Here is a 23,367-nt window from a genome sequence, read left to right on the forward strand (position 1 = left end):
ATGATTAAAGTGACATTTATGGGCGCAGGCAGCACCATTTTCGCCAGGAACGTACTCGGCGACATTATGACGACGCCGGCGTTGAAAGAGGTGGAGATTGCGCTGTACGACATCGACAGCGCCCGTCTCAATGAATCCCTCGCCATGTTGAATAATATCAACCGCAATACCAATGCGGGCAGAGCGAAGATCGCCGCCTACCTTGGCGTTGAGAACCGCCGCGCGGCGTTGAAAAACGCCAATTACGTGGTGAATGCTATTCAGGTTGGCGGCTACGATCCGTGCACCATCACCGATTTCACGATCGCGAAAAAATATGGTCTGCAGCAAACTATTGCCGATACCCTGGGCATTGGCGGTATCTTCCGCGCGCTGCGCACCCTACCCGTGCTGTTTGATTTCGCACGGGATATTGAAGCCGTGTGCCCGGACGCCTGGCTGCTGAACTACACCAATCCGATGGCCACGATAACCGGCGCCATGCTGCGCCATACGGAAGTAAAAACGGTAGGACTGTGCCACAGCGTTCAGGTGTGTGCTGAAACGCTGTTGAAAAGCGTGGATATGCCAACCGACGACGTGCAATTTCATATCGCGGGTATTAATCACATGGCCTGGCTGCTGGACATTCGCCGTCACGGCGAGGATTTGTACCCGGAAATCAAGCGCCGGGCCAGCGCCCTGCAGGGCAAGCATGATGATATGGTGCGCCATGAAATCATGAAAACTTTCGGCTATTACGTCACCGAATCGTCAGAGCACAACGCCGAATACATGCCTTACTGGATCAAACGCAGCTACCCGGAGCTGATTGAACGCTTCAATATCCCGCTGGATGAATATCCGCGCCGGTGTATTGAACAGATTGACCAATGGCAGCAGCAGAAACTGGCGCTGACCCATGACACCAGCCTGACCCACAGCCGTACCCATGAATACGCGTCTTACATCATCGAAGCGATGGAAACCGATCGGCCTTACAAAATTGGCGGTAACGTGCTCAACACCGGCTTGATTACCAACTTACCTTCCGAGGCCTGCGTCGAAGTCCCTTGCCTGGTCGATGGCCAGGGCGTCACGCCATGCTACGTCGGCAATTTGCCGGAGCAGCTGGCAGCGCTGAACCGGACCAACATCAATACTCAGCTGTTGACCATCGAAGCGGCGGTGACGCGCAAACGCGAAGCCATCTACCATGCCGCCCTGCTCGACCCGCATACTTCCGCAGAGCTGTCGATCGATGACATCCGCAAACTGTGCGACGAACTTATTGAAGCACACGGCAGCTGGCTTCCCGCCTACCATTAATCGCTCTGCTGACCAGCAACCTCCTGATAACTCACCAGGCGCGGCGTTTTCCGCGCCGTTCCCCATGTTTACTCAAAGAACAGGAGGTTTTGTCTTTTCGGCGCTGTCTGTTTTTCTATTTTTTGATAAATCTCTTCGCATCGATTTTTCTGCGGCGGCTTTGCCAGGGCTATCGGAAAGGAGATTAAGATTCAGCCTTACCCGGTACGTAACAGGCTGTTTTGTTTTTCTTGCGATACTCACCGGGCGGCAAATGAAAATGACGCGTAAATAATCGGGTGAATGTTTGCTGCGAGTCATAGCCGTAGCGCAAACCAATACTGTAAATATTCTCATCGGTCTCGCGTAAATCGCGGGCCGCTGAGTCCAGTTTTTTATTACGGATATAGCGCCCGAGGCTCTCGCCTCGATATTGCAAGAACAAACGCTGCAGGTACCATTTGGAATACCCTGAATAACGGGCTATCTGTTCTATACGCAGTGGTTTATGTAAGTTATTGTCGATCCAGTCAATGATGACGGCTATTACTGTTTCGGAAATAAACATGTCGCCTCCCCTTCTGAATGCTGCCGGTTTTATCAAGATAGTTTTTGCGTAAGGTATGCACATCATGTTGTCACCGGCACAGCGTGAAGCTCAGGGCGCTAATAACCCTTTCATTATCAATGACAGACCGAATTCGAATGCAGTATCCGGATGGGGATAAACCAGCGATTCGATAGAGGCACTTCCTGGCGATGGCTTTGATAAAATTTGCTTACCATCACCGCCCGAGCGGGACTGCTCCTCTAATACGCATCCCAGGGTGTATTCACTCAGAGTGAGTAATATCATTGCGGCGTCGGCTTCAGTGAAACCGACGCGCGCAAGATACGCCACCTTGGGACGAAACGTACCCCCTCCCACCCGGGCCGGTGATGTCCCGGCATGTAACAGGGCGCCGTCCCGATGGGCGAGCAGAGCGCGCCGGAAACTACGGGCGTTATCCGCCAGCCAGTTTGCCCATTCAGCAATATCTTCGGGGACAGACAGGGAATGGTGTTTGGCTAAAACCGCGGAAGCCATTTCTTCAAGTAAACTCGCCTTGTTCTTGAAATGCCAGTACAACGTCGCTGATTCCACCCCCAATTTTTGTGCCAGCTTACGGGTCGTAATCGCTTCGAGGCCGACCTCATCTAATAATGCTAATGCTGCCTCAATCACCTGATCTCGCTGGATTTTCGCCATGATATTCCCCCTTTATTGATGCATCAAACCGGCCAGTGGTCTGTGAAGCGCCATTTTGTCTGAACTCAGCGCCTGACGGAATCTTTAATGCAAATAAATCTATCATTGATAGGTTTATTGATCAATGATAGATTTCTTCGCTCATCGTCCTTAGAGGGCTTTTTATGAATATCAATCAAGACAAGCGGGTCAAGGAAACGACCCATCCACGACCGATAAACGCCATACCTCCGACGCTGTGGATGCAGGCGGCCATCATTACCCTGGGGGCGTTTGCAACGATGCTCTCATCAACGATGCTGAGCGCGGCGCTGCCCGCGATGGCCGCCGGCCTTGGCGTGACGGACACGGCAATACAATGGATAGCAACGGCGTATCTTATGGCCCTTGCGGCAGGCGTTCCGCTGAGCGCATGGGCGGCCAGGCGGTTTGGCGCTACGCAGCTTTGGCTCTATGGCCTTATTTTATTTGCGATTTTTTCGGCAGTTTGCGCCCTTTCCCCGCGTTTTGAGGTGCTGCTTGCCGCAAGAGTTATGCAAGGTCTGGCAGGGGGATTACTCGTACCGGCAGGGCAAACGATTCTTGGTCTGGTCGTCGGACGCGAACGTCTGGGGCGGGTGATTGGCACGATTGGCGTGGCGATCGTCATTGCACCCTTGCTGGGAACGTCGCTGGGCGCGGTCCTGCTTGAAATCTGCGGATGGCGAGGGTTATTTTGGATCACGGTGCCGTTCTGTCTGTGCGCCTATCTTGCCGGAAGGAAGCTGCTTCCCCGTCCGACAATAAAAACTGACAGGCCCCTCTCTCTGGACTGGCTGGGACTGGCGCTGGTCTTCTGCAGCCTGCCGATGCTGATGGAAGGCATGAAAGAGCTCAGCCTGAATAGTGGTAAATATGGCTGGAACGTCACCATGCTCAGCGTGGGCGCCCTGTTCACCTGCTTGTTTATTTATCGCTCTTTGCGCATTGAGTCCCCCTTACTGCATCTCGAGCTTTTCAAGCATCGGGGTTTCACTTTATCTGCCGTATTGATGGCTATCGGCGGCGCGGTGAATTTTGGCGGTCAGTTCCTGCTTCCTTTATATTTCCGCGACGTTTGCCATGTAACGCTTGCTGAAGTGGGCCTGCTTCTCACCCCTCAGTTAATCGGCTCGGCGATAGGATTTCCGGTGGCCGGCTACTTCTCCGATAAGCTGGGGCCACGAACGGTGCTTATCATTGGCGGTTTACTCGCGGCATTTGCCACATTGCCACTGGCAATGATTGATGCGGGAAGTCGCTATACGCTTGTGGGGGGCGCAATAGCGGTCAGAGGGTTCGGTTTAGCCCTGGCAACGGTGCCCGCGATGGCTGCGGGCCTGGCTATGGCTGGCAGCCGTCACTTGGCTGATGCCGCACCTGTTCTGAATATCCTCCAGCGCGTTGGGGCGATGGCGGGCGCGGCGCTGGTGACCGCCTGCTACGTCAGATTTGCCCATACCCGGGGGAGCTTAGCCGCGTTTCATCACGCCGGGTGGCTACTTACCGGCGGGGCCGTACTGCTCGCGCTTTGCGCATTATTTATGGTGAACCATTCCACTTTAACAACGCCGGAAGAATAAAAGTTTAATCAGAAAAGTTATCGTTTTCAGACCCGATCCCAATGCCTGCTGGTTAAATTTGCAGACATGGATTTCGTTGCCTGCAAAATAAACAATTCGGAGCGGCTGATAGGCAGTCATGCCAGCCCGTTGCGAACCGGCTGGCATGGCGCACTCTCGCTGGCTAAATCGCGCCGATCAATCCCCCATCAACCCGAATCACCGCGCCGGTAATGTAGCCGGCAGGCTGGCTTGCCAGAAACGCAGCGACGGCGCCGTACTCCTGCGGTTCGCCATAGCGCCCGGCCGGAATGCTCTGACGACTCTTTTCGGCGACCACTTCCGCACTGCTGTTTTCCCGTTGCGCCTTGAGAGCATCCAGCTGACTGACGCGGTCGGTCGCGATGCGCCCTGGCACCATCACATTCACCGTCACGCCGTCGCCAGCCACTTCGCTGGCGAGGGTTTTCGACCAGCCGAGCAGGCTCATGCGCAGCGCGTTCGACAGGGCGAGACCGGGAATGGGGGTTATCACGCCGGATGAAGTGGTGGTAATAATGCGTCCCCAGCCGCGGCTGCGCATGCCGGGCAGGAGTTTATCGGTGAGCTGAATCAACGAGGCGACCATGACTGAAAACTGCTGTTGCCAGACTGCGCCATCCGTCCCCTGCGCCGGTGCGGGCGGCGGACCACCGGAGTTGTTAACCAGAATATCGATATCGCCCCACCGCTCGCGGATATCGGCAATCACTCGATCAAACTGCTCCGGGGCGGCGAGATCCAACCGCCAGGCGCGGGCAGTACCGCCCAATAAGGTGATACGTTCCACCGTTTGCGCCAGTTTTTCCGCGCTGCGGCCGGTGACCGCCACCTTCACCCCTTCCTGCGCCAGCGACAGGGCAATAGCCTGTCCCAGACCACTGCCGGCACCGCAGACCAGCGCCACACGTTGTTGTATCTGAAAATCCATAAGTGCTCCTGATTGTATTTTCAGAAGCAATATGTGCAAGAGCGATGCCAGTTATGCGCGGGCGTTTTTAACATTGACCTGGTCAAAGGCGTATTGCAGATGCGTTCTCATCAACTCTGCCGCCAGTTCCGGCTTGTTCTCTCGCAGAGCATCGATGATGGCAACATGCTCTTCACACCACGCTTTTACGCGGCGCTTATTGTGATAGCTGCCAAACTCCAGCAGACGGCGCAGCCGGTTTTGTTGCTGAATGGCCTGTAACACGAACAGGTTGCCGCTGGCTTCTGCCAGCAACTCGTGAAACTCAGCGTCGGTTTCGAAAATCTCTTTTGCCGGCACCTGCGTAATATCCGGGTGGGTGATGAGCCGCAGATGCCTTGCGCGCAGGCGTTTAAGCATCTGCCTGTCCACATGCAGGCCGGGCGTCAGCAGCGCCGTCGGTTCAATCATCAGGCGAAAACCGTAGCTGTTGCGCAGGGCGACATCGGAGTTGAGGGTTTGCAGGAAGCGCCAGCCGTGCCCCGCGTTACGGGCAATCAGGCCGTCCTCCGATAGCTTGACCAGCGTACGGGTCAGCACGCCGCGATCGACATCATAGCGCTGGCTGATTTCGGTCTGGGTAAACGATTCCGGCAGCGCACCCGCAATACGATCGTGTACCAGCTGCTCGTACAGCTTCTGGTCATTGCTCTTGGACTGCTCAATCTCCAGCAGCTCCAGTTCATTGCTGCGTTTAAGCAGGAAAAAGCCCTGATTCGGACGCGCTTCAACCGCCCCCATTCGGGTCAACTCTTTTAGCCCGGCGCGCACCGGCGTACGCGACACGCCCAGCGCATCGGCAAGATGTTGCTCCCGTAAATGATGACCTGGATCGAATTTTGCTTCGGATATCAGGTCGAGTATTTGCCGGGCAATCCGGCGACTGCTCGCAGTGGAGTCAGGCTGCATGGAGAACGGTTCCCTGAAATGCATTGTTGTGATCGATATATACAATATCACGGGCAACAAAACGCAGCAAAACAAAGCAAGGACTGCACGATTAGCGTGCAATACGCACCAGGATGAGACATTTTTTTCACACGCTTGATTGTATTTATTGACTCAATAAATTCAATTTAAATCTTAACCAGGAGACGACTATGTCCAGCAATTCTTTACTGTTTCGCCGCGTGCGTACCTTGATGTTCGCACTGACCGCACTTCCGCTGGTAAGCCATGCTGCGGTGGAAACCATCGCCCCGGGCAAGCTGACCTACGGCACGGCGGCGACGTTTATGCCTTTTGAGTTCGTGAAAGAGGGCAAGCTCACCGGCTTCGATATCGACCTGATTAACGCGCTAAGCAAAGAGATCCAACTGGCGCCTGCGCCGATGCCGATGGAGTTCAAAGGGCTTATCCCAGCGCTGCAGGGGAAACGTCTCGATATCATCAACTCCGCCATGTACGTCAACCCGACCCGTGCCGCGCAGGTCGACTTCGTGCCATATCTGAAAATCGGCAGCCGCGTGGTGGTGAGCAAAGGTAACCCGGCAAAAATCACCGGACGCGACCTGAGCCTCTGCGGCAAAAACATCGCCGTGACGCTCGGCGGGATCGAAGAGAGCCAGGCCCGGGCAGACAACCAGCGCTGCCTGGACGCCAAAAAACCGGCCATTAACGTCATGACCTTCCCCGCCGCCACCGACTCCGCCGTCGCCGTCGCCCAGGGCCGCGCCGATGCCGAGTTCCTCTCCACGCCGGGGACCGTCGCCCTGTTAACCGAAAAAGCGGGCATGTTTGCCGCGGTTGGTGACGAATTCGAAGCGGATACCCATATCGCGTTTGCCGTGCGTAAAGGCGACACCGAAACCCGGGCCCTGCTGGAGAAAGGTCTCCAGGGTCTCGTCAAAAATGGCACCTATAAGCAATTGATTGAGAAGTGGAACTTCCCTGACTCCGTTGCCCTTTTCTAAACCGTTATGCCATTAACCGGAGAAAGCTATGTCGATCGAACTAATGTGGCAGTACTTCCTCTCACCCGAGTTTGTTCAGGGTGCGTGGATGACGCTACTGATTACCCTCTGCTCACTGTTGTGTGGCGTGGTGCTGGGCCTGGTGTTGGCGCTGTTGCAGGAAGCGCCGTTTCGCGCCGGGAGAGGGCTGGCCTTTTTCTACCTGTGGCTGTTTCGCGGGACGCCAGTGCTGTTCCAGATAATCTTTGTCTACAACGTGCTGCCAGGCTTCGGCTTACGCTTCTCCGCGTTTACCTGTGCAGTGCTGGCGCTTTCGCTTAATGAAGGCGCCTACATGGCGGAAATTCTGCGCTCTGGCCTGCAGGCCGTAAAAAGCGGCCAGCGCACCGCCGGCATGGCGCTCGGGATGACCCACGGGCAGATCATGCGAAAAATCGTGCTGCCTCAGGCCGCACGCATCGTTCTGCCGCCGATGGGTAACCAGATGATCAGCATGCTGAAATCGAGCGCGCTGGTGTCGGTTATCGCCGTTCAGGAGCTGCTGCTGGTCGCCAACCAGACCGCCAGCGCCAGCTTCCGCTACTTCGAAGCGCTTTGCGCCGCCGGTCTCTATTACCTGCTGCTCACCAGCCTGTTCATGATCTTCCAGTCGTGGCTTGAAAGCGTACTGGATCCCAAACAGCGGCGCAGCAAGAGCCAGAAGCGACTGACCCGCCTGTTTAAATTACCGAAAATCGCCCGGGAGGAACCATGAGCGAGAAACCGCTGCTGGAGATGATCGGCATTGATAAGACTTTTGGTCGCCAGACCGTGCTCAAGAACTGCTCACTTGAGGTGCAGCGCGGGGAAACCGTGGTGCTGATTGGGCCATCGGGCTCGGGAAAATCCACCCTGCTACGCTGCGTCAACATGCTCTCACCTGCCGACAGCGGCGACATCTTTTTCGCCAGCCAGCACATCAGCCGGGGCGAAGTGCCGGTGCACAAACTGCGCCAGCGTATTGGCATGGTGTTCCAGAACTACGAGCTGTTCTCGCACCTGACGGCGGCGGAAAACATCATGCTGGCCCCAATGACGGTGCTGGGGATGAACCGCATTGATGCCCGCACGCTGGCGGACAACCTGCTGGCGAAGGTGCGCATCAACGAACGCGCGGACCACTTTCCGGACGAGCTCTCCGGCGGCCAGCAGCAGCGCGTGGCGATTGCCCGTGCCCTGGCGATGAAGCCCGAGCTGATGCTCTACGACGAACCCACCTCAGCTCTCGACCCGGAGATGATCCGCGAAGTGCTGGAAGTGATGGCAGAGCTCAGCGCGGAAGGGATGACCAGCATGGTGGTGACCCACGAGATGGGCTTCGCCCGGCGGGCCGCCAACAACATTCTTTTTATGGAAGACGGCGAAATTATCGATCGCGCCAGCACCGGTGATTTCTTCGCCGGCCACGTCAGCGAGCGCGCGCAGCGCTTCCTGACGCAAATATTACATTAATTATGGAGTTCCTATGTCCAGTTACCAGGTTGACAGCGCACGAATGAAAAAGGATTTAGCGACGCTGGTTGCCATCAATACGGAAAATCCGCCGGGCCATGAGCGTGAAGCCGCCGAATGTCTGGAAGGCTGGCTGCTGACCGCCGGGTTCGATCTCTCCTTTAGCGAATACGCGCCGGGGCGGACCAACGTGATCGCCGTCCTGCACAATGGACCGGGACCGTGCTTCGCCTTCAACACCCATATCGACACCGTTCCGGCGGGCAGCGGCTGGGCGAGCGATCCCTTCACCCTCAGCGAACGCGATGGCCGCCTGTACGGGCGCGGCGCCTGCGATGCCAAAGGCCCGCTGGTGGCGATGGTTGAAGCCCTGCGTCTGCTGGCCGCCAACCGTCAGCGCTGGTCCGGCACCTTGATGGGCGTGTTCACCGCCGATGAAGAGGTCGCCAGCGAAGGGGCGAAATTTTACGTACGCGACACCCCGCCAGCGATTGATTTCGCGGTGATTGGCGAGCCGACATCGAATGCGACCTTCTCGGCTCACAAAGGCAGCTTGCGTCCTCGCGTGCGGGTAAAAGGCGTCACCGCGCACTCCGGCACGCCGGAGCTGGGGGTTAACGCCATTTACCAGTCCGCGCGCCTTTTAGGGCTGATCGAAGAGGCCCACCACCAGCAGGTGCGTTGCCGCTGCCACGATCTGGTCGGCAATGCCAGCCTGACGGTGACCCGCATCAACGGCGGCCATGCGGACAACGTGGTGCCAGACAGCTGCGAGCTGCTGCTCGATCGCCGCATGGTACCGGGGGAAGACGAAGAGGTTGTTAAAGCCGAACTGCAACAGCTGCTCGACCACGCGTACGCGCAGGCAAACGTGGAAGCGGAAATTATCGCCTGGCAGCCCACCACCGGCGGCGCGACGCAAACCGACAGCAGCGAAGCCATTGTCGAGCAAAGCCTTGCCGCCTGCCGCCGTCACGGACAGAGCGAACCCGGCCCGTTTGGTTTTCAGGGCGGCTGCGACCTGGTGCATTTCTGTTCGCTGGGCGCAAAGGGCGTGGTGATTGGCCCCGGCTCGCTGGCCGTGGCCCACAAGCCCGATGAATTCGTCCCCGTCGATGAATTTATCGCCGCGGCAGATATCTATCTCGATATTGCGCTCGCCATGCTGCCGCCGGCGTCCGATTTATGAAAGCGCAGCTCTTTCGGGGAGACCTGCATTACGCCGGCGTGACGCTGCATACCGCCGCCTCCGGCCCGGTGACGGCGCTCGACACCCTCTGGTTGCGCCTGGAAGACCGTGGCGTGACGGGGATTGGCGAAGTGCGTCTCAACATTCGCTACCTGCACGGCTACCGCGAAGAGCAGGTGCTGAACAACCTGCTTCAGCGCCTCAACGGTTGGGACTGGCGCCAGGAGCCCGCGGCGCAACTTGCCGCGCTGCACGAGGAGGACCGCACGCTGCTGCCGCCGTCGCGCATGGCGCTGGATATGGCGTTGCACGATTTAATGGCGCGTCAGAACGGGGTCAGCGTCGCCGCCTGGCTGGGGGCGCCAGCTGGCCTGCCCGCCTGGCACACCAATCAGACGCTGTTCTGGGGCAGCGAAGCAGAGATGCTGGCGCAGGCGCAGCGCTATGTCGATCGCGGTTTTACCCAGCTGAAGTTACGCACGGGGATAGCGGATTTCGCCACCGACCTGGCCCGCCTGCAAAAGCTGAGGCTGCGGTTTGGTCAGCAGATTTCGCTGGCGATTGACGTGAATGGCCAGTGGTCGCTGGCGCAGGCTCACGCGGCGTTCCCTTATCTGCGCGAGCTGAATCTCAGCTATATCGAACAGCCGTTAAGCCCGGCAAACGATAGCCAGCTTGCTGAACTGTACGGCTACGGCATCCCGATCATGCTCGACGAAAGCCTCAACAGCGAGTCGGCCATCACCCGGCTTATCGCCGCCAAAGGTGCGCTGTGGGGGCATCTCAAGCTGGTGAAACTGGGGGGGCTTGCTCCGACGCTTGCCGCCGCCGTCCGTCTGCGACTCGCCGACGTGCCGTTCATGATTGGCCAGATGAATGAAGGCCATGCCGCCACCGCCGCCGCGCTCCAGCTGTGCCGCGTGGTGCAACCGGCATTCGCCGAACTGTATGGCGCCGATGGATTAACCGACGATCCCGTCAGCGGGCTGGAATACCGCAATGGCATGGTCGCCGTTAACGACTCTCCCGGTCTGGGCGTGCAGTTCGATGCCGCGCGGGCCAACTTACTCCAGGAGTTTAATGATGCAAGATGTTAACAATGTGATTCAGGGCAGCGAGTCCGCCTTTCGCGCCGACGAATATGCGCAGCGCATTCAGCGTACCCGCGAACGCTTAAGCCGCGCGGGCGTGGACGTGATGATCGTGACCGGCCCGGAAAACATTTTCTGGCTTACCGGTCAGCAAACGCCGGGCTATTACACCTTTCAGGCGCTGCTGCTGCCGGTAGAAGGGGATCCGGTCTTTGTGATTCGCCAGCTCGAATACTTTAACTTTATCGCCAACACCTTTATTTCAGACGCCGCCATCTACCAGGATGGCGATAACCCGGTGGATTTTCTGGTGGGCATGCTGCAACAGCGCGGCTGGCTCAACAAACGCATTGGGCTGGACAAACGCGGCTGGTTCCTGCCGATTGCCGTCTATGAAGCCCTGCAGGCGAAGCTCGGCACCATCGCCGATACCGCGGGCGTCATCGAACCGCTGCGCGCGGTGAAATCGGCGGCGGAGGTGGAAAAAATCGCCCTCGCGGCGCGCTATGTGGATGCGGGCATGCGCGCCGGGATGGCGGCGATTGGCAGCGGCGCGGACGAAAACGCGCTGGTCTCCGCGATGATGGGGGCCGCTATTGCCGCCGGTTCCGAGTATGTCGGCATGGAACCGCTGGTTTCTACCGGCCCACGCAGCGGCGTGCCGCACGGCACCTGGCGACGTCGGGTGATGCAGGATAACGATCCGGTCTTTCTGGAGATGTCCGCCGCCCACGATCGCTACCACGCCGCGATGATGCGCTCCGCCTGGCTGGGCCGTCCGCCCGCTATCGCCATCGAAATGGAAAAAGTTTGTCAGGAAGCCCTGCAGGCCGCCCTCGACGCCATTCGTCCGGGCGCCACCTGCGAATCGCCGCACCTGGCCTGCCAGAAGGTGATCGACCGCGCGGGATTCACCGAAAACTTCAAAAAACGCACAGGTTACTCCATCGGTATCGCCTTCGCGCCGGACTGGGGCGAAGGCGGCATTCTCAGCCTGTACAGCGGCGTCACCACCGAGCTGCAGCCTGGCATGACCTTCCACATCCCGCCGGCCCTGCGTATCTACGGTCAATTCACCGTCGGCGTCAGCGAAACCGTGGTGGTGACTGAAACCGGATATCGCCAGCTGGGTTCCCTGGCTCGCCCATTAACGCTGCTGTAAGGAAAGAAAGATGAAAGATATCAACGAGTGCCGTGAACGTCTGCGCGGCATTTTCAACATCACCGTCACCCCGTTCACCGCCAGCGGCGCGATCGACTTCCCGGCGCTGCGTGAAAATATCGAACGCGTGATTGATCTGGGCTATGACGGCCTGCTGATTGGCGGCACCTACGGTGAGTTTCCGGTAATGACCGTCGAAGAACGCCGCGAGCTGTTTCATGAGGTGATGGGCTGCGTGGACGACCGCGTGGCGGTGATGCTGTGCAGCGCCAGTTCCGACCCGCGCGACGCCCGCGAGCTGACCCGGCTGGCAAGCGAACTGGGCGGGCTGCCGATGGTCACCGCCCCCTTTGTTAGCGAAATCACTGACGAACAGATCGTCAGCTACTTCAATGAGATGGCGCCGTTATCCAAAACCGGCATTCTGGTGTACAACGCGCCGGGCATCGGCATCACCCTCTCCCCGGCGCTGCTGGAACGGCTGGCAGAGATCCCGAACGTGGTCGGCATCAAACAGGGCGATCTCAACCCAACCGCCATCGATCAGATTGCCAACCGCCTGCGCGGGCGGCTGCGTTTGTTCTGCGCCTCCGATCTGGCTTTCCTCGGGCCGATGATGGCCGGGTTTGACGGCATCAGCACGACCAACAGCGGCGCGCTGCCGGAGCTGATCGTCAATACCTTCCGCGCAGTGGAACGGGGCGACGCCGCCACCGCCCGCGATTTGCATCAGCTGTGGTACGCGTATCGGGCGCTAGCGCGCAAACACGGTCAGCCGCAGCTGGTGAAAGCGGCGATGGCGCTGCGCGGCTTTAACGGCGGCACCGTACGCGCACCGTTAAAACCGATCGGCGACGCGGCGCTGGCAGAGCTGACCCGCGTAATGCAGGAGCTTGCCAGCGACCATCGCAGCGGGGTTACGCTGGCGCGTTAAGCGCCGCCTGTAGGAACGCGACGAACAGCGGATGGGGCGCATCCGGGCGGGACATCAGTTCCGGATGCCCCTGAACCCCGTGCCAGCACGGCAGCTCAGGCTGGGAAACGGCTTCCACGATACCGTCGCTTTGCGCGCTCACGCGGACCCCGCAGGGAGACAGCGCCGGCAATAACTCGGGGTTAAAGCAGTAGCGATGGTTGTAGTGCATTTCGCGGATATCGCCGGGGATAAGCCCGGAGGAAAAAGGGAATACGCCGCAGCGATGACGGCCATCGGCAAAGGGAACAAAGCTGTGCAGGGCTTCATCGGGGGCGACTTCCGCGGGAATGGCCGATTCGAAACCCGGGCTACGGCGCACGGCTGCGGTCATCATGCTCTGCATTCCCAGGCACAGCCCCAGCGTTGGCTGCCCGCGGGCCAGGGTCTCTTCCGCCACGCGGATTTGTCCGTTGACCGCCGCCATCGAGGAACCGCCTGGCAGCACCACGCCCTGGAAGGCCTGAAGCTCGTGTAATCCCGTGGACAGGCTGACCGGCGCAAAGAAATGGACCTCCAGGTTCAGCCCCAGCGACGCCGCGGCATCGCCCAGCGAGCCGAGCGTGGCGGGATAGACCAGACGGTGGTCCACCTCGCGGCCAATCAGCGCGATGCGCAAGGACCCGCCGGCAGACGACGACTCGCCGCTATCCCAGCGGCCGTAGCGGTCGGCGGTGAGATCTAACAGCGTGTGTTGCCCATCGCTGAGCGTCAGGCGGTGGCGGCTGTCGTCGCTGTAAAGCCGCTGGCCCGGCAGGTCGGCGATAAGCGGCGCCTGCGAGGACGCCAGCACAATGACGGCGTTTGATGACGGCAGGCGGGCGATATCGCGCACCTCTTCACGCAGCGTATCGCTGCGCCAGAGGCCGCTGGTCACGCAGTACCCTGCACGAATGACGTGCTGGTGGCTATCGGGTACATCCCCGGCGAAGTCGGGGCGAAGGCTCCAGAGGGGCAACCCAAGACGATTGGCCCACAGGCTGGCGGTGATACCGTAGCGGGCGGGCGCGGAGCTGTTATCGAGAATAAAGATCGGTGACACGGCGAGTTTCCTGCTGATGTTGGGTACCTAATTGTATTAATTGAATCATTAGATACAAAAGAGGATTTATGAATAACAGTCAAATCGCCCGTCGTATGCAATCCGTACGGCCTTCTCCGACCGCGGCCATTTCTGACCAGGTACGGGTACTGGAAGCCGCAGGCAAGCAGGTTATCAACCTGGGCGAAGGGGAACTGGATTTTGCTACCCCACCCCATATTAGCTATGCGGGCATTGAAGCTATCGTGCATCACCAGACTAAGTATACCGCCGTTTCCGGCACCGCAGCGCTCAAGGCGGCCATTGCCGCCAAGTTCGCTCGCGACAATCAGCTGCGCTACCGTCCGGAAGAGATCATCGCCGGGAGCGGCGCCAAACAGCTTATTTTCAACGCCTTTCTGGCAACCCTGGACGCCGGGCAGCAGGTGATTATTCCCGCGCCCTACTGGGTCTCTTACCCGGATATGGTCTCTCTGGCCGACGGCGAACCGGTGATTGTGCCCTGCGATGAACAACACGGCTGGAAGCTGACGCCGGAACAACTGGCCGCCGCCCTCACCCCGTCAACGCGCTGGTTGATCCTCAATTCGCCGGGCAACCCGACCGGGGCGATTTACAGCGAACGGGAGCTGCGCGCGCTGGCAGACGTGCTGGCGGACTACCCGCAGGTGCTGGTGATGGCCGACGACATTTACGAGCCGCTGCGTTACGACAATACCCCGTTCACCACGTTTGCTCAGGCCGCGCCGCAGCTGGTTTCGCGTACGCTGACGGTGAACGGCGTGTCCAAAAGCCACGCCATGACCGGCTGGCGTCTGGGCTATGCGGGCGGGCCGCAGTGGCTCATTGCCGCCATGCAGATCCTGCAATCACAAAGCACCTCCAACCCCAGCGCGATTTCGCAGGCTGCGGCGGTCGCTGCCCTTAACCATTCGGCGGACTTCTTAGACGGCTGGCTGCACACGCTGGATAAACGCCGTCAGCAGGTGCTGGGGATGATTGCCGCCACCGAGGGCCTGAGCGCTGGCATTCCCCAGGGCGCATTCTATGTGTTTGCCAACTGCCAGCGGCTCATTGGGCGAGTGACGCCCACCGGCGAAACTCTCCGCGACGACAGCGGACTGGCGAACTGGCTGTTAGAACACACTCAGGTGGCCGTGTTACACGGGTCCGCGTTCGGCATGCCGGGGTATTTACGTATTGCCTACGCGGTGGAAGATGGGCTGCTGACGCAGGCCTGTCAGCGGATTGCCGAAGCCTGCGCGCAGCTGCGTTAGGGCACGCAAGCACCACAATGGCGCCCTGTAAAAAGAAAACCCCGCGCGATGTACTGGCCGGGGTTGTTGAATGCGGGCGCTCCGTTTTCTCAGCTCGCCAGCGCAATAGCGCGGCAATCAGTTTGCGTTCACGCCCGGCCGCTGCGGCAAAAATTCCTCGCCCCTGCCCCCTCCGTCGGGGCGAAATTGCGAAATGCATCACAGTCCAGGAAATAACTTAACAGGTTAACCGGTTAAGTTGGGTTGAGAGGTTGATCGGACAATCGGGTACGGGTATCGTAAGCCTACGAAATAAAATAAATGTAAACAGAAACTGGCGAAACAATGAAAGCAACGGCACAGTCAACGAAATACCAGGTGATAAAGGCAGCACTGTTAGATGAAATAAGAAACGGTACTTTTAAACCCGGGGAAAAATTCTACAGTGAGTCGGAATTAAAAGAGCGTTACTCCGTCAGTTCCGCCACGGTTATTCGCGCTATTCACGAAATGGTCAATGAAGGCTACCTGATTCGCTATCAGGGTAAAGGCACTTTTGTTTCGAAAGCCAAACGTAATGAGAACATTATTTTCTCAGAATCAGATAACGATTTAAAAGGCATGCAGTCGGTTAAAGTTATCGCCTGTGAACTGGAAAACGATCCGTGTATTAAAGAAAAACTCGGGTTAAATGATGATGAAAGATATTATCGTATTGCGCGCTTAAAGTTTGATAATAACAAACCTTATGCATTACAGATTTCGCATATTCCGGCCCGCTACTTCGCCAGTCAATTGACGATTAAGAATTCGGCACTCAGCTCTATTTATGAGGCTTTTAAGGTTAACAATGGTCTTGATATGTACACCATGCCCTATCGGCAGACCATCTGCGCCCTGACCGATGCTGCGCCAGAAGTCCTGCAGCACCTTGAGCTCACGGCTCACCAGCCCGTTATCATGATGAAACGCTATACCCACGACGAGCAAGGTCAGGTGATTGAATATATTGAGACCTGGAAACGGTTAGAATCATTTTATATTGAAATAAGAACGCCAGATAAGGGGGCAGGATGAACCAATTATTATTAATCTCTCATGGGGGTTTCGCCAGCGGTGCCAGACAGGCCACAGAATTAATACTCGGAGCGCAGCCAAACCTTCATGTAGTTGAACTGGATGGTGAGAAAGGGATAGCAGTATTTAAACAGGAACTTCTCGATAAAATCACCATCCTTAGCGCAGCAAAATCCAAAATTATTATCCTCTCTGATTTAAAAAGTGGTTCGCCGTATAACTCCGCAATGGAGATTATTGTCACTAACAACCTATGGAATAATATCACCCTACTCTCTGGGGTGAATTTAAACTTAATTCTGGAAATGGCCATGGCAATTGATGAAAGTCACTCGCCAGCCTCGCTGAATGAAATAATAACTACGGCGCGTGATGGTATTTACCATTTACAGCAGGCAGCGCTTGCCGCCCACACAGACGACGGAGACGAGTAAAAAATGGAGCACATTGCGGTCTGGCAGATAGCGTTACTGACGCTTTATTCAGGGCTGGCGATATACGACGGCAACAACACGACGCTTGGGTTAGTGAAACCGAGCATGGCGGGCTTCTTTGCCGGTCTCATTATGGGCGATATGACCACCGGGCTTATCGTCGGCGGCACCCTGAACCTGCTGGTACTGGGCGTGGGCAACTTCGGCGGCGCGTCGATCCCGGACTACATGACCGGTGCGGTGCTGGGTACCACTTTCGCGATCATCAGCGGCCAGGGCGCGGCGTTTGGCGCCACCATTGCGGTGCCGATTGGTCTCTTAATGGTACAGCTGGATATCCTCGCCCGCTTCAGCAACACCTTTATACATCATAAGGCCGACAGGCTGATTGAAGAGGGTCAGGTGAAGGCGGCGGCCAGGATGAACCTGCTGGGCCAGGTGCCTATTTCGCTCTCGCGTATGCTGCCGGTGCTGTTGGCGCTGATCCTCGGGGCAACCTTTGTTAATGACGTCGTGACCTGGATCCCCGCGTCCATCATGAACGGTCTTAAAGTCGCCGGTGGCCTACTGCCTGCGCTGGGTATCTCCATCCTGCTGCGCTATTTACCGATTAAGAAAAACATCTCGTTTCTGATTCTGGGCTTTTTCCTGGCGGCCTATCTGAAAGTGCCGGTGCTGGGCGCCGCGCTGCTGGGTCTGGCAATTGCGCTTTACGTCTTCAACTCAGAAAAACAGGTAACGCAAACTACCGAATCCCCGGCAAATGGAGCAATGGGCGATGAATAAAGTATTAAAACGCGTGTTCTGGCGCTGGTTCCTGTTCGGTCAGTCAGGCTGGAACTACGAAAAAATGCAGGGTCTGGGCTATCTGTACAGCATCTATCCGTTCCTTGAGAAAAAGTACGCAAAACCCGAAGAGCAGAAGGACGCGGCGAAGGTACACAGCCAGTTCTTTAACACCAACAACACCATGGCGCCGGGGATCCTCGGGGTGAACATCGCCCTGGAAGAGCAGACCGGGCTTGCGGGCAAAGATGCGGTTGCCGGGATCAAAACCGGTCTGATGGGGCCTCTGGCGGGCATCGGAGATACGCTGTTCTTTGTTATTCCGACCACCATTATCGGTTCTGTCGCGTCGTACCTCGCGCTGCAGGGCAACCCGGTGGGGCTTGTTCTCTGGCTACTGTTCGCCCTGGTTCGCATGCTGTTTATGCGCTTTAGCATCAGCAAAGGGTATCAGGAAGGGGTCAACCTGCTGGGGTCTTTGACCAATAGCCTCAACAAAATTACCCGCGCAGCCAATATTCTCGGACTGACGGTTATCGGGGCGCTTATCCCCTCGGTGGTGAAGGCGAATCTTAATTTCGAATTCAGCTACGGCGAAGTGTCGCTCAAGCTGCAGAGCATTGCCGACCAGATTATGCCCGGGCTTATTCCGCTGCTGGTTGTGGGGTTCACCTGGTGGCTGCTGGGGCTCAAAAAGATGAACTCGACTCGGGTCATTTTTGTCCTGATTGCTTTAGGTATTATCGGCTACAACCTGAATATTCTCGGTTAAGTAACACATTGATTTAAGGAACTTATCATGAAAGGTATTGTGCATATTCGTGTCGATGACCGGCTGATCCACGGCCAGGTGGCCACCCGCTGGGTAAGCCACTTCAACGCCAACCGTATTATGGTGATTGACGACGCCGTAGCTGCAAACGACGTAGAGAAAATGCTGCTGCGCAGTGCAGCCCCGGAAGGCTGCAACACCTCTATTCTCTCTTTTGAGAAAGCCAGCGCCAATATCCTCGCCGGCAACTACGACGGTCAGCGCGTACTGATCCTGCTGAAGACCCCGGAGCTGGCGCTGAAGCTAATGAACGCCGGGATTGCCCTCCCCCAGCTCAATATCGGCAATATGTCCAACAAAGACGATCGCCGCCAGATCAAACGCTCGGTCAGCGTCAACGATGCTGAGATCGCGGCCATCAACGCGCTGCTGGAAAAAGGCGTGGCGGTGACGGCGCAGATGACGCCGGAAGAGCCGAACGCCTGTATCACCACGTTTTTAAAAGCCGATAAGGGATAAGGGATGTCACCACATCAGCAGCAGTATTATCAGCATGTTTTAGCGACGCTGAATCAGGTGTTTCTTACTCAGAGCGCTGAAGTTGAGCAGGCGGCGGCGCTGTTTGCCGAGTGCGTCAAAGCCAACGGCATTATTCACGGCTTTGGATCCGGCCACTCGTTTGCCGCGGCGGTTGAGCTGGCCGGTCGTGCGGGCGGCCTGGTCAATACCAAAGCCATTGACCAGTTCTATGGGCCAACCGGCTGGTTTGATTCGCTGAAAGGGATTGGCGACATCTTCTCCGGGCTGCTCGATCTGCGCGAGTCAGACTGCTTTGTGATTATCTCCAACTCCGGCACTAAACCGCTGCACGTTGAGCTGGCACGCAAGGTCAAAGAGAGGGGGCTGAAGCTGGTGGTTATCACCCGCTACGCCGGTGAGTCGACGCCAACGAGCGAGAGCATTCGCGACTATGCCGATGTCACTCTCGATAACGGCTGCCCGTCCGGTGACTGCACGCTAAGTATGGATAACGGCAACATCATGACCGGTCCGGTGTCCTCGCTGTCTGCGGCCTTCATCATCAATAACGTGGTGATCCGCTGCATCGAGATGCTGCTGGAACAAGGTATCGCGCCGCCGGTGATGCGCAGCATCAATCTGCCCGGCGGTAAAGAATACAACGACATGCTGATGAGTCAGTACAAAGAGCGCGTATTCACGCTGTAGGGAAAAATCATGAAAGAGAGTCTGTCGAATCGCCTCACACCGCTGCCCTTTCCTGCCCTCACGCCCGACGCCTGTCGGGATGAGCTGACGGCGTGCGCGCGACGCATCGCGCGTAACATGGGTCTGTACGGCGAGAAATTCCCCTCAGCCTGCACGATCCATAATCGCTACGTTCTGAAAGAGAATAACGACTGGACCAACGGATTCTGGACCGGGATGCAGGCAATGGCCTGGGAGTTCAGCGGCGATCGCGCCTACCTGGACGGCGTTGAACGCAACGTGGCGAGTTTTAAAGCCCGCCTGGCGGCGCACCACGTCCTCGATCACCACGATATCGGCTTCCTTTATAGCCTGTCGGCAGTCGCGTACTGGAAACTGACGGAGCGCGAAGCGCTAACCCCGCTTATTCTGGCGGCGGCCGATCTGCTGGTAAACCGTTTTCACCCCAGCGCCGGTTTTATCCAGGCCTGAGGGACGCTTAACGACCCGCAGGAGTACCGGCTTATTATCGATTCATTGATTAACCTTCCCCTGCTCCACGTGGCGGCAAAGATCAGCGGTGAATCACGTTATCGGGAAGTGGCTGAACGCCACTATGCGGCGGTCATCAACAACATTTTTCGCGAAGACGGCTCCACTTTCCATACCTTCTATTTTGACCAGACAAGCGGTGCGCCTTCGCACGGGAAAACCTTTCAGGGCTACAGCGATAACTCCTGCTGGGCCCGCGGCCAGGCGTGGGCCATTCTCGGCATCCCGCTTCACTGGTCGGCTACCGGCGAAACCGACCACTACGAACGGTGGCAGCAGGCCTGCGAGTATTTCTTCCGCTACCTGCCGGAGGACGGCGTTCCCGCCTGGGATCTGCTGCTGGCTGCAGATCCGGACGCCCCGAAAGACAGCTCCGCGCTGGCGATTGCGGTCTGCGGCCTGCTGGAAGCGCATAAGCACTTTCCGGATGCCGGTTACCAGAAACTGGCGCGTCAATGTCTGCTGGCATTAATGCGCGGCGCGTCTGCCCGCGATGATGATGTCTGCGAAGGCTTACTTAAACACGGTGTTTACGCCTATGCCCTCGGTAAAGGCATCGATGAATGTAATCTCTGGGGAGATTACTTCTATATGGAAGCGTTATACCGAGTCTACCAACCACAATGGTCAGGATACTGGTTATGACAATGATTCAGAGCTATTTAGATATCGTCCAGAAAAAACTTAACGACATTACTCAACAGCAAAGCCATAAAATTACTTCCACCGCCGTGGAACTGGCAAAAATCATTAACCAGGGAGGTGTAATTTATATTTTCGGCTGCGGCCACTCACATATTTTCGCTGAAGATGTATTTTATCGTGCCGGAGGAATCGCCCCGGTTCGGCCAATATTTATCGAACCTTTAATGTTACATCAGGGGGCGGCTGCTTCATCATATTATGAAAAACAGAATGACTATATTGCTGAGCATCTGGAGAGATTCTCGATCACCAGTAAAGATGCGCTGATTGTTATCTCAACTTCCGGGATTAACCCCGCTCCGGTCGATGCAGCGCTCTGGGCAAAACAGCACGGGGCATTTACCCTGGCGCTGACCAGCTTTCTGTATGCCGAGACCCAGCCGTCGAAGCACAAGGCTGGCCTTAAGCTGCGGGACTGCGTGGATGTCGCCATTGATAACCAGGTGCCAATCGGTGATGCGGTGCTTTCCCTTACGGAGCATGCAATGCCGTTCGCGCCGGTTTCCTCAATGACCGGGCTGTTTATTATGCACACCCTGTTCGCGGAAATCATAGCGAACCTGGGGAGTGAAAATAAATCTCTGCCGGTATTTTTGAGCGGTAACATTGCGAATTCCGCCAAACATAATGAATATCTTCTCGAAAAATATGGTGCGCAAATCCCGGAGCTCATAAATAACACGAGTTTTAAATAAGCAGTACATCCCCTCGCCCTATAATACATGGTTTTATAAGGTATATAATAATGACAAGTCATAGACTCAGAGTTTCTCTGTGTACACCGCTGTTTCTTTTTATTGCCGCAGATGCCTTTGCGGAAGAAGAAACGGATTATGAAGCGCCTTCTCAGTTTGAGAAAGCGTTTTATGATGAAGGAAAATTAAATCTCAATACCTCACTATATATTCGTCATCGTGCTGTAAAAGACCCCGCGACCGGTAAATATGGACTGGGTCCAGCCGGGATCCAGAACCAGACCGGTAACGTGGCAATTAGCTATATTTCAGGCTATTACCAGGACGTTATTGGCTTTGATTTCTGGGGCAACGCCAACATTAAGCTCGGGCATACCGTCGGTCAGTCGGAGATCCTTTACTACGACTACGATTGCGGCGAGCCGGGCAAGTTCAGCCCGTGCGAGAAGTCCTACATGAGCGTGTCGGTTGCCGCACTCAAGCTCAACCTTGGCGATGCAGGCACCAACTTCAAGCTGGCCGCGGGCTATACCCCCATTAACTCCGGTACCGTAAAAAGCAGCTGGGGCCTCAACCCTCACGCTTTTCGCGGGTTTGACAGTGCCCTGACCCTCGACAAACTGAGGCTGACCTACGCCTGGGCCGACCGCTTCAAGAACGACTGGAGCCGTGATTTTAAACCGATGACCACGGCCTGGCACCAGAACAACGCCGCCGGACTCGATGACAACGGCAAAACCATTAAAGCCGGTGCAATCATCGATTACATTCACACGGTGGGCGCAGTCTATAACTTTGGCAGTACCGTGCTTGACGTGGGCTATGGCGAAGGTAAAGGCTACCGTCGCAACTGGCAGGCACAGGTAGAGCGTCACGATACGTTGACAAAGGATGTCTCCCTGCAGAGTAAGCTCTTCTACCAGGGCGCGCGCTACATTGAAGATCTGTCGAAAATTAAAGATCCTGCAACGGAATATTATGTGGGGGTTGGTTTTAACCTGAGCCACGACAACACCGTGTGGTCCCTTGGCTATAGTCAGAACTACGCCCCGAACACCGGAGATTACAACTTCCGCTTAACCCCGTGGGCGAACTCCGATAAGCGTGATTATCAGCCGACGCTGTCGCAGCTGGAAGACTTTAACGTTTCCGGCGCCCGCGCGGTTCGTTTTGGCGTGAGTTATAACTTTGCCGATCTTAATCTACCGGAGTTAACCCTGGGCGGTGCCGGAACCTACGGCTGGCACGTGGTTAGCGATGTCAGTAAAACCGGTTCGACGAGAAAGTACGACGGGAGCATGGTGTCGTTCGATCTTTCCGCTCGCTATCAGGTGGCGGACGGCATGGCGAAAGGCCTCTCCTTTACCCTGCTCCCGGCGCTCTTCCGGGCGACAGACAGCAACTATAAAACCGATCGTAACGACGTGAAGTTTATCGTCGGCTACAGCATCAATATCTTCTGAGCCCGCCCCCCTCAACAGCGCATGAGGGGGACTTTGCGAGGGGAACCGCACCTGTCAGCTTCAAACGGCCAGAGCGGGTTACTCAACCGAATGGCATACAGAATAGCGGCACATAAGAAAAAACCCCGAGCGATTAAAGAGCTCGGGGTTTGTATGACCGGCTTGCACGATGCCGAAGAAAGCAAAAGAACCATCAGGACTAGCCGTAGATAGATAAGTGACATTAAAATAACACTCGGAGATAGTTCGAACTGTTTTTGACCTGCTACCTTGTCATACTAAACATTTCTCTGTAGATAATTCTGGCTTACTCCCTCACCATTTTCATATATTCATAAAATATGATAACCATCACATTCATGATCAGGGTGCCAATTTTTGATATAGCTGGCTTTTACTTTTTGCTACAGATGGTAATGCACCCTAAAAAAGGAA

The 23,367-nt window shown here is 56.6% G+C and carries 23 protein-coding genes and 1 pseudogene; 19 read left to right on the forward strand and 5 right to left on the reverse strand.

Translation table 11 applies throughout. From position 1 onward, the window contains the following. A complete protein-coding gene (locus ABLV30_RS18220) occupies positions 1–1,308 on the forward strand; it encodes an alpha-glucosidase/alpha-galactosidase (protein ID WP_032749714.1) in 1,308 nt (435 codons plus the stop codon). A gap of 184 nt (positions 1,309–1,492) precedes the next feature. On the opposite strand, the gene ABLV30_RS18225 is transcribed toward ABLV30_RS18220, so the two are convergent. Together ABLV30_RS18225 and ABLV30_RS18230 are read right to left on the reverse strand one after the other, a co-directional pair. Then, positions 1,493–1,855 carry a RamA family antibiotic efflux transcriptional regulator gene (locus ABLV30_RS18225; RefSeq protein WP_004849595.1) on the reverse strand — a complete coding sequence of 121 codons (363 nt, stop codon included), beginning with the start codon at positions 1,853–1,855 and terminating at the stop codon, positions 1,493–1,495. 90 nt (positions 1,856–1,945) lie between these two features. Beyond that, on the reverse strand, positions 1,946–2,536 hold the full coding sequence (locus ABLV30_RS18230; protein ID WP_116280856.1) for a TetR/AcrR family transcriptional regulator C-terminal domain-containing protein: 591 nt from the start codon (positions 2,534–2,536) through the stop codon (positions 1,946–1,948). A gap of 164 nt (positions 2,537–2,700) precedes the next feature. Between ABLV30_RS18230 and ABLV30_RS18235 the strand changes: the two genes are divergently transcribed. Beyond that, positions 2,701–4,137, forward strand: coding sequence for a DHA2 family efflux MFS transporter permease subunit (locus ABLV30_RS18235; RefSeq protein ID WP_265800547.1), 1,437 nt, complete (start codon positions 2,701–2,703; stop codon positions 4,135–4,137). 163 nt (positions 4,138–4,300) lie between these two features. On the opposite strand, the gene ABLV30_RS18240 is transcribed toward ABLV30_RS18235, so the two are convergent. Continuing rightward, positions 4,301–5,086: an SDR family oxidoreductase gene (locus ABLV30_RS18240; protein WP_265800545.1), complete on the reverse strand. Its 786-nt coding sequence runs from the start codon at positions 5,084–5,086 to the stop codon at positions 4,301–4,303. Positions 5,087–5,137: 51 nt separating this feature from the next. Continuing rightward, positions 5,138–6,034 carry a GntR family transcriptional regulator gene (locus tag ABLV30_RS18245; protein WP_014838004.1) on the reverse strand — a complete coding sequence of 299 codons (897 nt, stop codon included), beginning with the start codon at positions 6,032–6,034 and terminating at the stop codon, positions 5,138–5,140. Between the two features lie 191 nt (positions 6,035–6,225). On the opposite strand from ABLV30_RS18245, the gene ABLV30_RS18250 reads away from it, so the two are divergent. From ABLV30_RS18250 to ABLV30_RS18280, 7 genes are read left to right on the forward strand one after another with little or no spacing between them, the layout of a single operon-like run. Then, complete coding sequence (locus ABLV30_RS18250; protein ID WP_025106182.1) at positions 6,226–7,038, forward strand: ABC transporter substrate-binding protein; 813 nt, start codon at positions 6,226–6,228, stop codon at positions 7,036–7,038. A 28-nt stretch (positions 7,039–7,066) separates the two neighbouring features. Further along, complete coding sequence (locus ABLV30_RS18255; protein WP_025106181.1) at positions 7,067–7,792, forward strand: amino acid ABC transporter permease; 726 nt, start codon at positions 7,067–7,069, stop codon at positions 7,790–7,792. Next, positions 7,789–8,529: an amino acid ABC transporter ATP-binding protein gene (locus ABLV30_RS18260; RefSeq protein ID WP_025106180.1), complete on the forward strand. Its 741-nt coding sequence runs from the start codon at positions 7,789–7,791 to the stop codon at positions 8,527–8,529. The genes ABLV30_RS18255 and ABLV30_RS18260 overlap by 4 nt, the downstream gene beginning before the upstream one ends. 13 nt (positions 8,530–8,542) lie before the next feature. Then, complete coding sequence (locus ABLV30_RS18265) at positions 8,543–9,718, forward strand: M20 family metallopeptidase (protein ID WP_025106179.1); 1,176 nt, start codon at positions 8,543–8,545, stop codon at positions 9,716–9,718. Continuing rightward, positions 9,715–10,815, forward strand: coding sequence for a mandelate racemase/muconate lactonizing enzyme family protein (locus ABLV30_RS18270; protein WP_025106178.1), 1,101 nt, complete (start codon positions 9,715–9,717; stop codon positions 10,813–10,815). Before ABLV30_RS18265 ends, ABLV30_RS18270 begins: the two co-directional genes overlap by 4 nt. After that, on the forward strand, positions 10,802–11,971 hold the full coding sequence (locus ABLV30_RS18275) for a Xaa-Pro peptidase family protein (RefSeq protein ID WP_048263175.1): 1,170 nt from the start codon (positions 10,802–10,804) through the stop codon (positions 11,969–11,971). The genes ABLV30_RS18270 and ABLV30_RS18275 overlap by 14 nt, the downstream gene beginning before the upstream one ends. Before the next feature lie 10 nt (positions 11,972–11,981). Then, entirely contained in the window at positions 11,982–12,905 is a 924-nt protein-coding gene (locus ABLV30_RS18280) for a dihydrodipicolinate synthase family protein (protein ID WP_032693369.1), read from the forward strand. Here the strand turns inward: ABLV30_RS18280 and ABLV30_RS18285 are convergent. Further along, positions 12,889–13,986, reverse strand: coding sequence for a CTP synthase (locus tag ABLV30_RS18285; RefSeq protein ID WP_348865636.1), 1,098 nt, complete (start codon positions 13,984–13,986; stop codon positions 12,889–12,891). The genes ABLV30_RS18280 and ABLV30_RS18285 overlap by 17 nt on opposite strands. A 68-nt stretch (positions 13,987–14,054) precedes the next feature. On the opposite strand from ABLV30_RS18285, the gene ABLV30_RS18290 reads away from it, so the two are divergent. From ABLV30_RS18290 to ABLV30_RS18335, 10 genes and pseudogenes are all read left to right on the forward strand, one after another. Continuing rightward, positions 14,055–15,263, forward strand: a complete 1,209-nt coding sequence (locus ABLV30_RS18290) for a pyridoxal phosphate-dependent aminotransferase (protein WP_014837999.1) — start codon at positions 14,055–14,057, stop codon at positions 15,261–15,263. 324 nt (positions 15,264–15,587) lie between these two features. After that, a complete protein-coding gene (locus ABLV30_RS18295; RefSeq protein WP_014837997.1) occupies positions 15,588–16,319 on the forward strand; it encodes a GntR family transcriptional regulator in 732 nt (243 codons plus the stop codon). After that, positions 16,316–16,753, forward strand: a complete 438-nt coding sequence (locus ABLV30_RS18300) for a PTS fructose transporter subunit IIA (protein ID WP_348865637.1) — start codon at positions 16,316–16,318, stop codon at positions 16,751–16,753. Before ABLV30_RS18295 ends, ABLV30_RS18300 begins: the two co-directional genes overlap by 4 nt. 3 nt (positions 16,754–16,756) lie before the next feature. After that, complete coding sequence (locus ABLV30_RS18305; RefSeq protein WP_014228687.1) at positions 16,757–17,539, forward strand: PTS sugar transporter subunit IIC; 783 nt, start codon at positions 16,757–16,759, stop codon at positions 17,537–17,539. Continuing rightward, positions 17,532–18,311, forward strand: coding sequence for a PTS system mannose/fructose/sorbose family transporter subunit IID (locus ABLV30_RS18310; RefSeq protein ID WP_014228686.1), 780 nt, complete (start codon positions 17,532–17,534; stop codon positions 18,309–18,311). Before ABLV30_RS18305 ends, ABLV30_RS18310 begins: the two co-directional genes overlap by 8 nt. Positions 18,312–18,338: 27 nt before the next feature. Continuing rightward, entirely contained in the window at positions 18,339–18,830 is a 492-nt protein-coding gene (locus tag ABLV30_RS18315; RefSeq protein WP_014837995.1) for a PTS sugar transporter subunit IIB, read from the forward strand. Between the two features lie 3 nt (positions 18,831–18,833). Continuing rightward, entirely contained in the window at positions 18,834–19,538 is a 705-nt protein-coding gene (locus tag ABLV30_RS18320; RefSeq protein WP_048263181.1) for a sugar isomerase domain-containing protein, read from the forward strand. 117 nt (positions 19,539–19,655) lie between these two features. Further along, positions 19,656–20,714, forward strand: a pseudogene (locus ABLV30_RS18325) (glycoside hydrolase family 88 protein). After that, complete coding sequence (locus tag ABLV30_RS18330; RefSeq protein ID WP_148841913.1) at positions 20,711–21,469, forward strand: SIS domain-containing protein; 759 nt, start codon at positions 20,711–20,713, stop codon at positions 21,467–21,469. Before ABLV30_RS18325 ends, ABLV30_RS18330 begins: the two are co-directional and overlap by 4 nt. 50 nt (positions 21,470–21,519) lie before the next feature. Further along, positions 21,520–22,932: an OprD family outer membrane porin gene (locus ABLV30_RS18335; protein WP_049083500.1), complete on the forward strand. Its 1,413-nt coding sequence runs from the start codon at positions 21,520–21,522 to the stop codon at positions 22,930–22,932. Positions 22,933–23,367 lie beyond the last annotated feature (435 nt).

Source organism: Klebsiella sp. CN_Kp113 (genome assembly GCF_040064585.1).
Classification (GTDB): domain Bacteria; phylum Pseudomonadota; class Gammaproteobacteria; order Enterobacterales; family Enterobacteriaceae; genus Klebsiella; species Klebsiella michiganensis.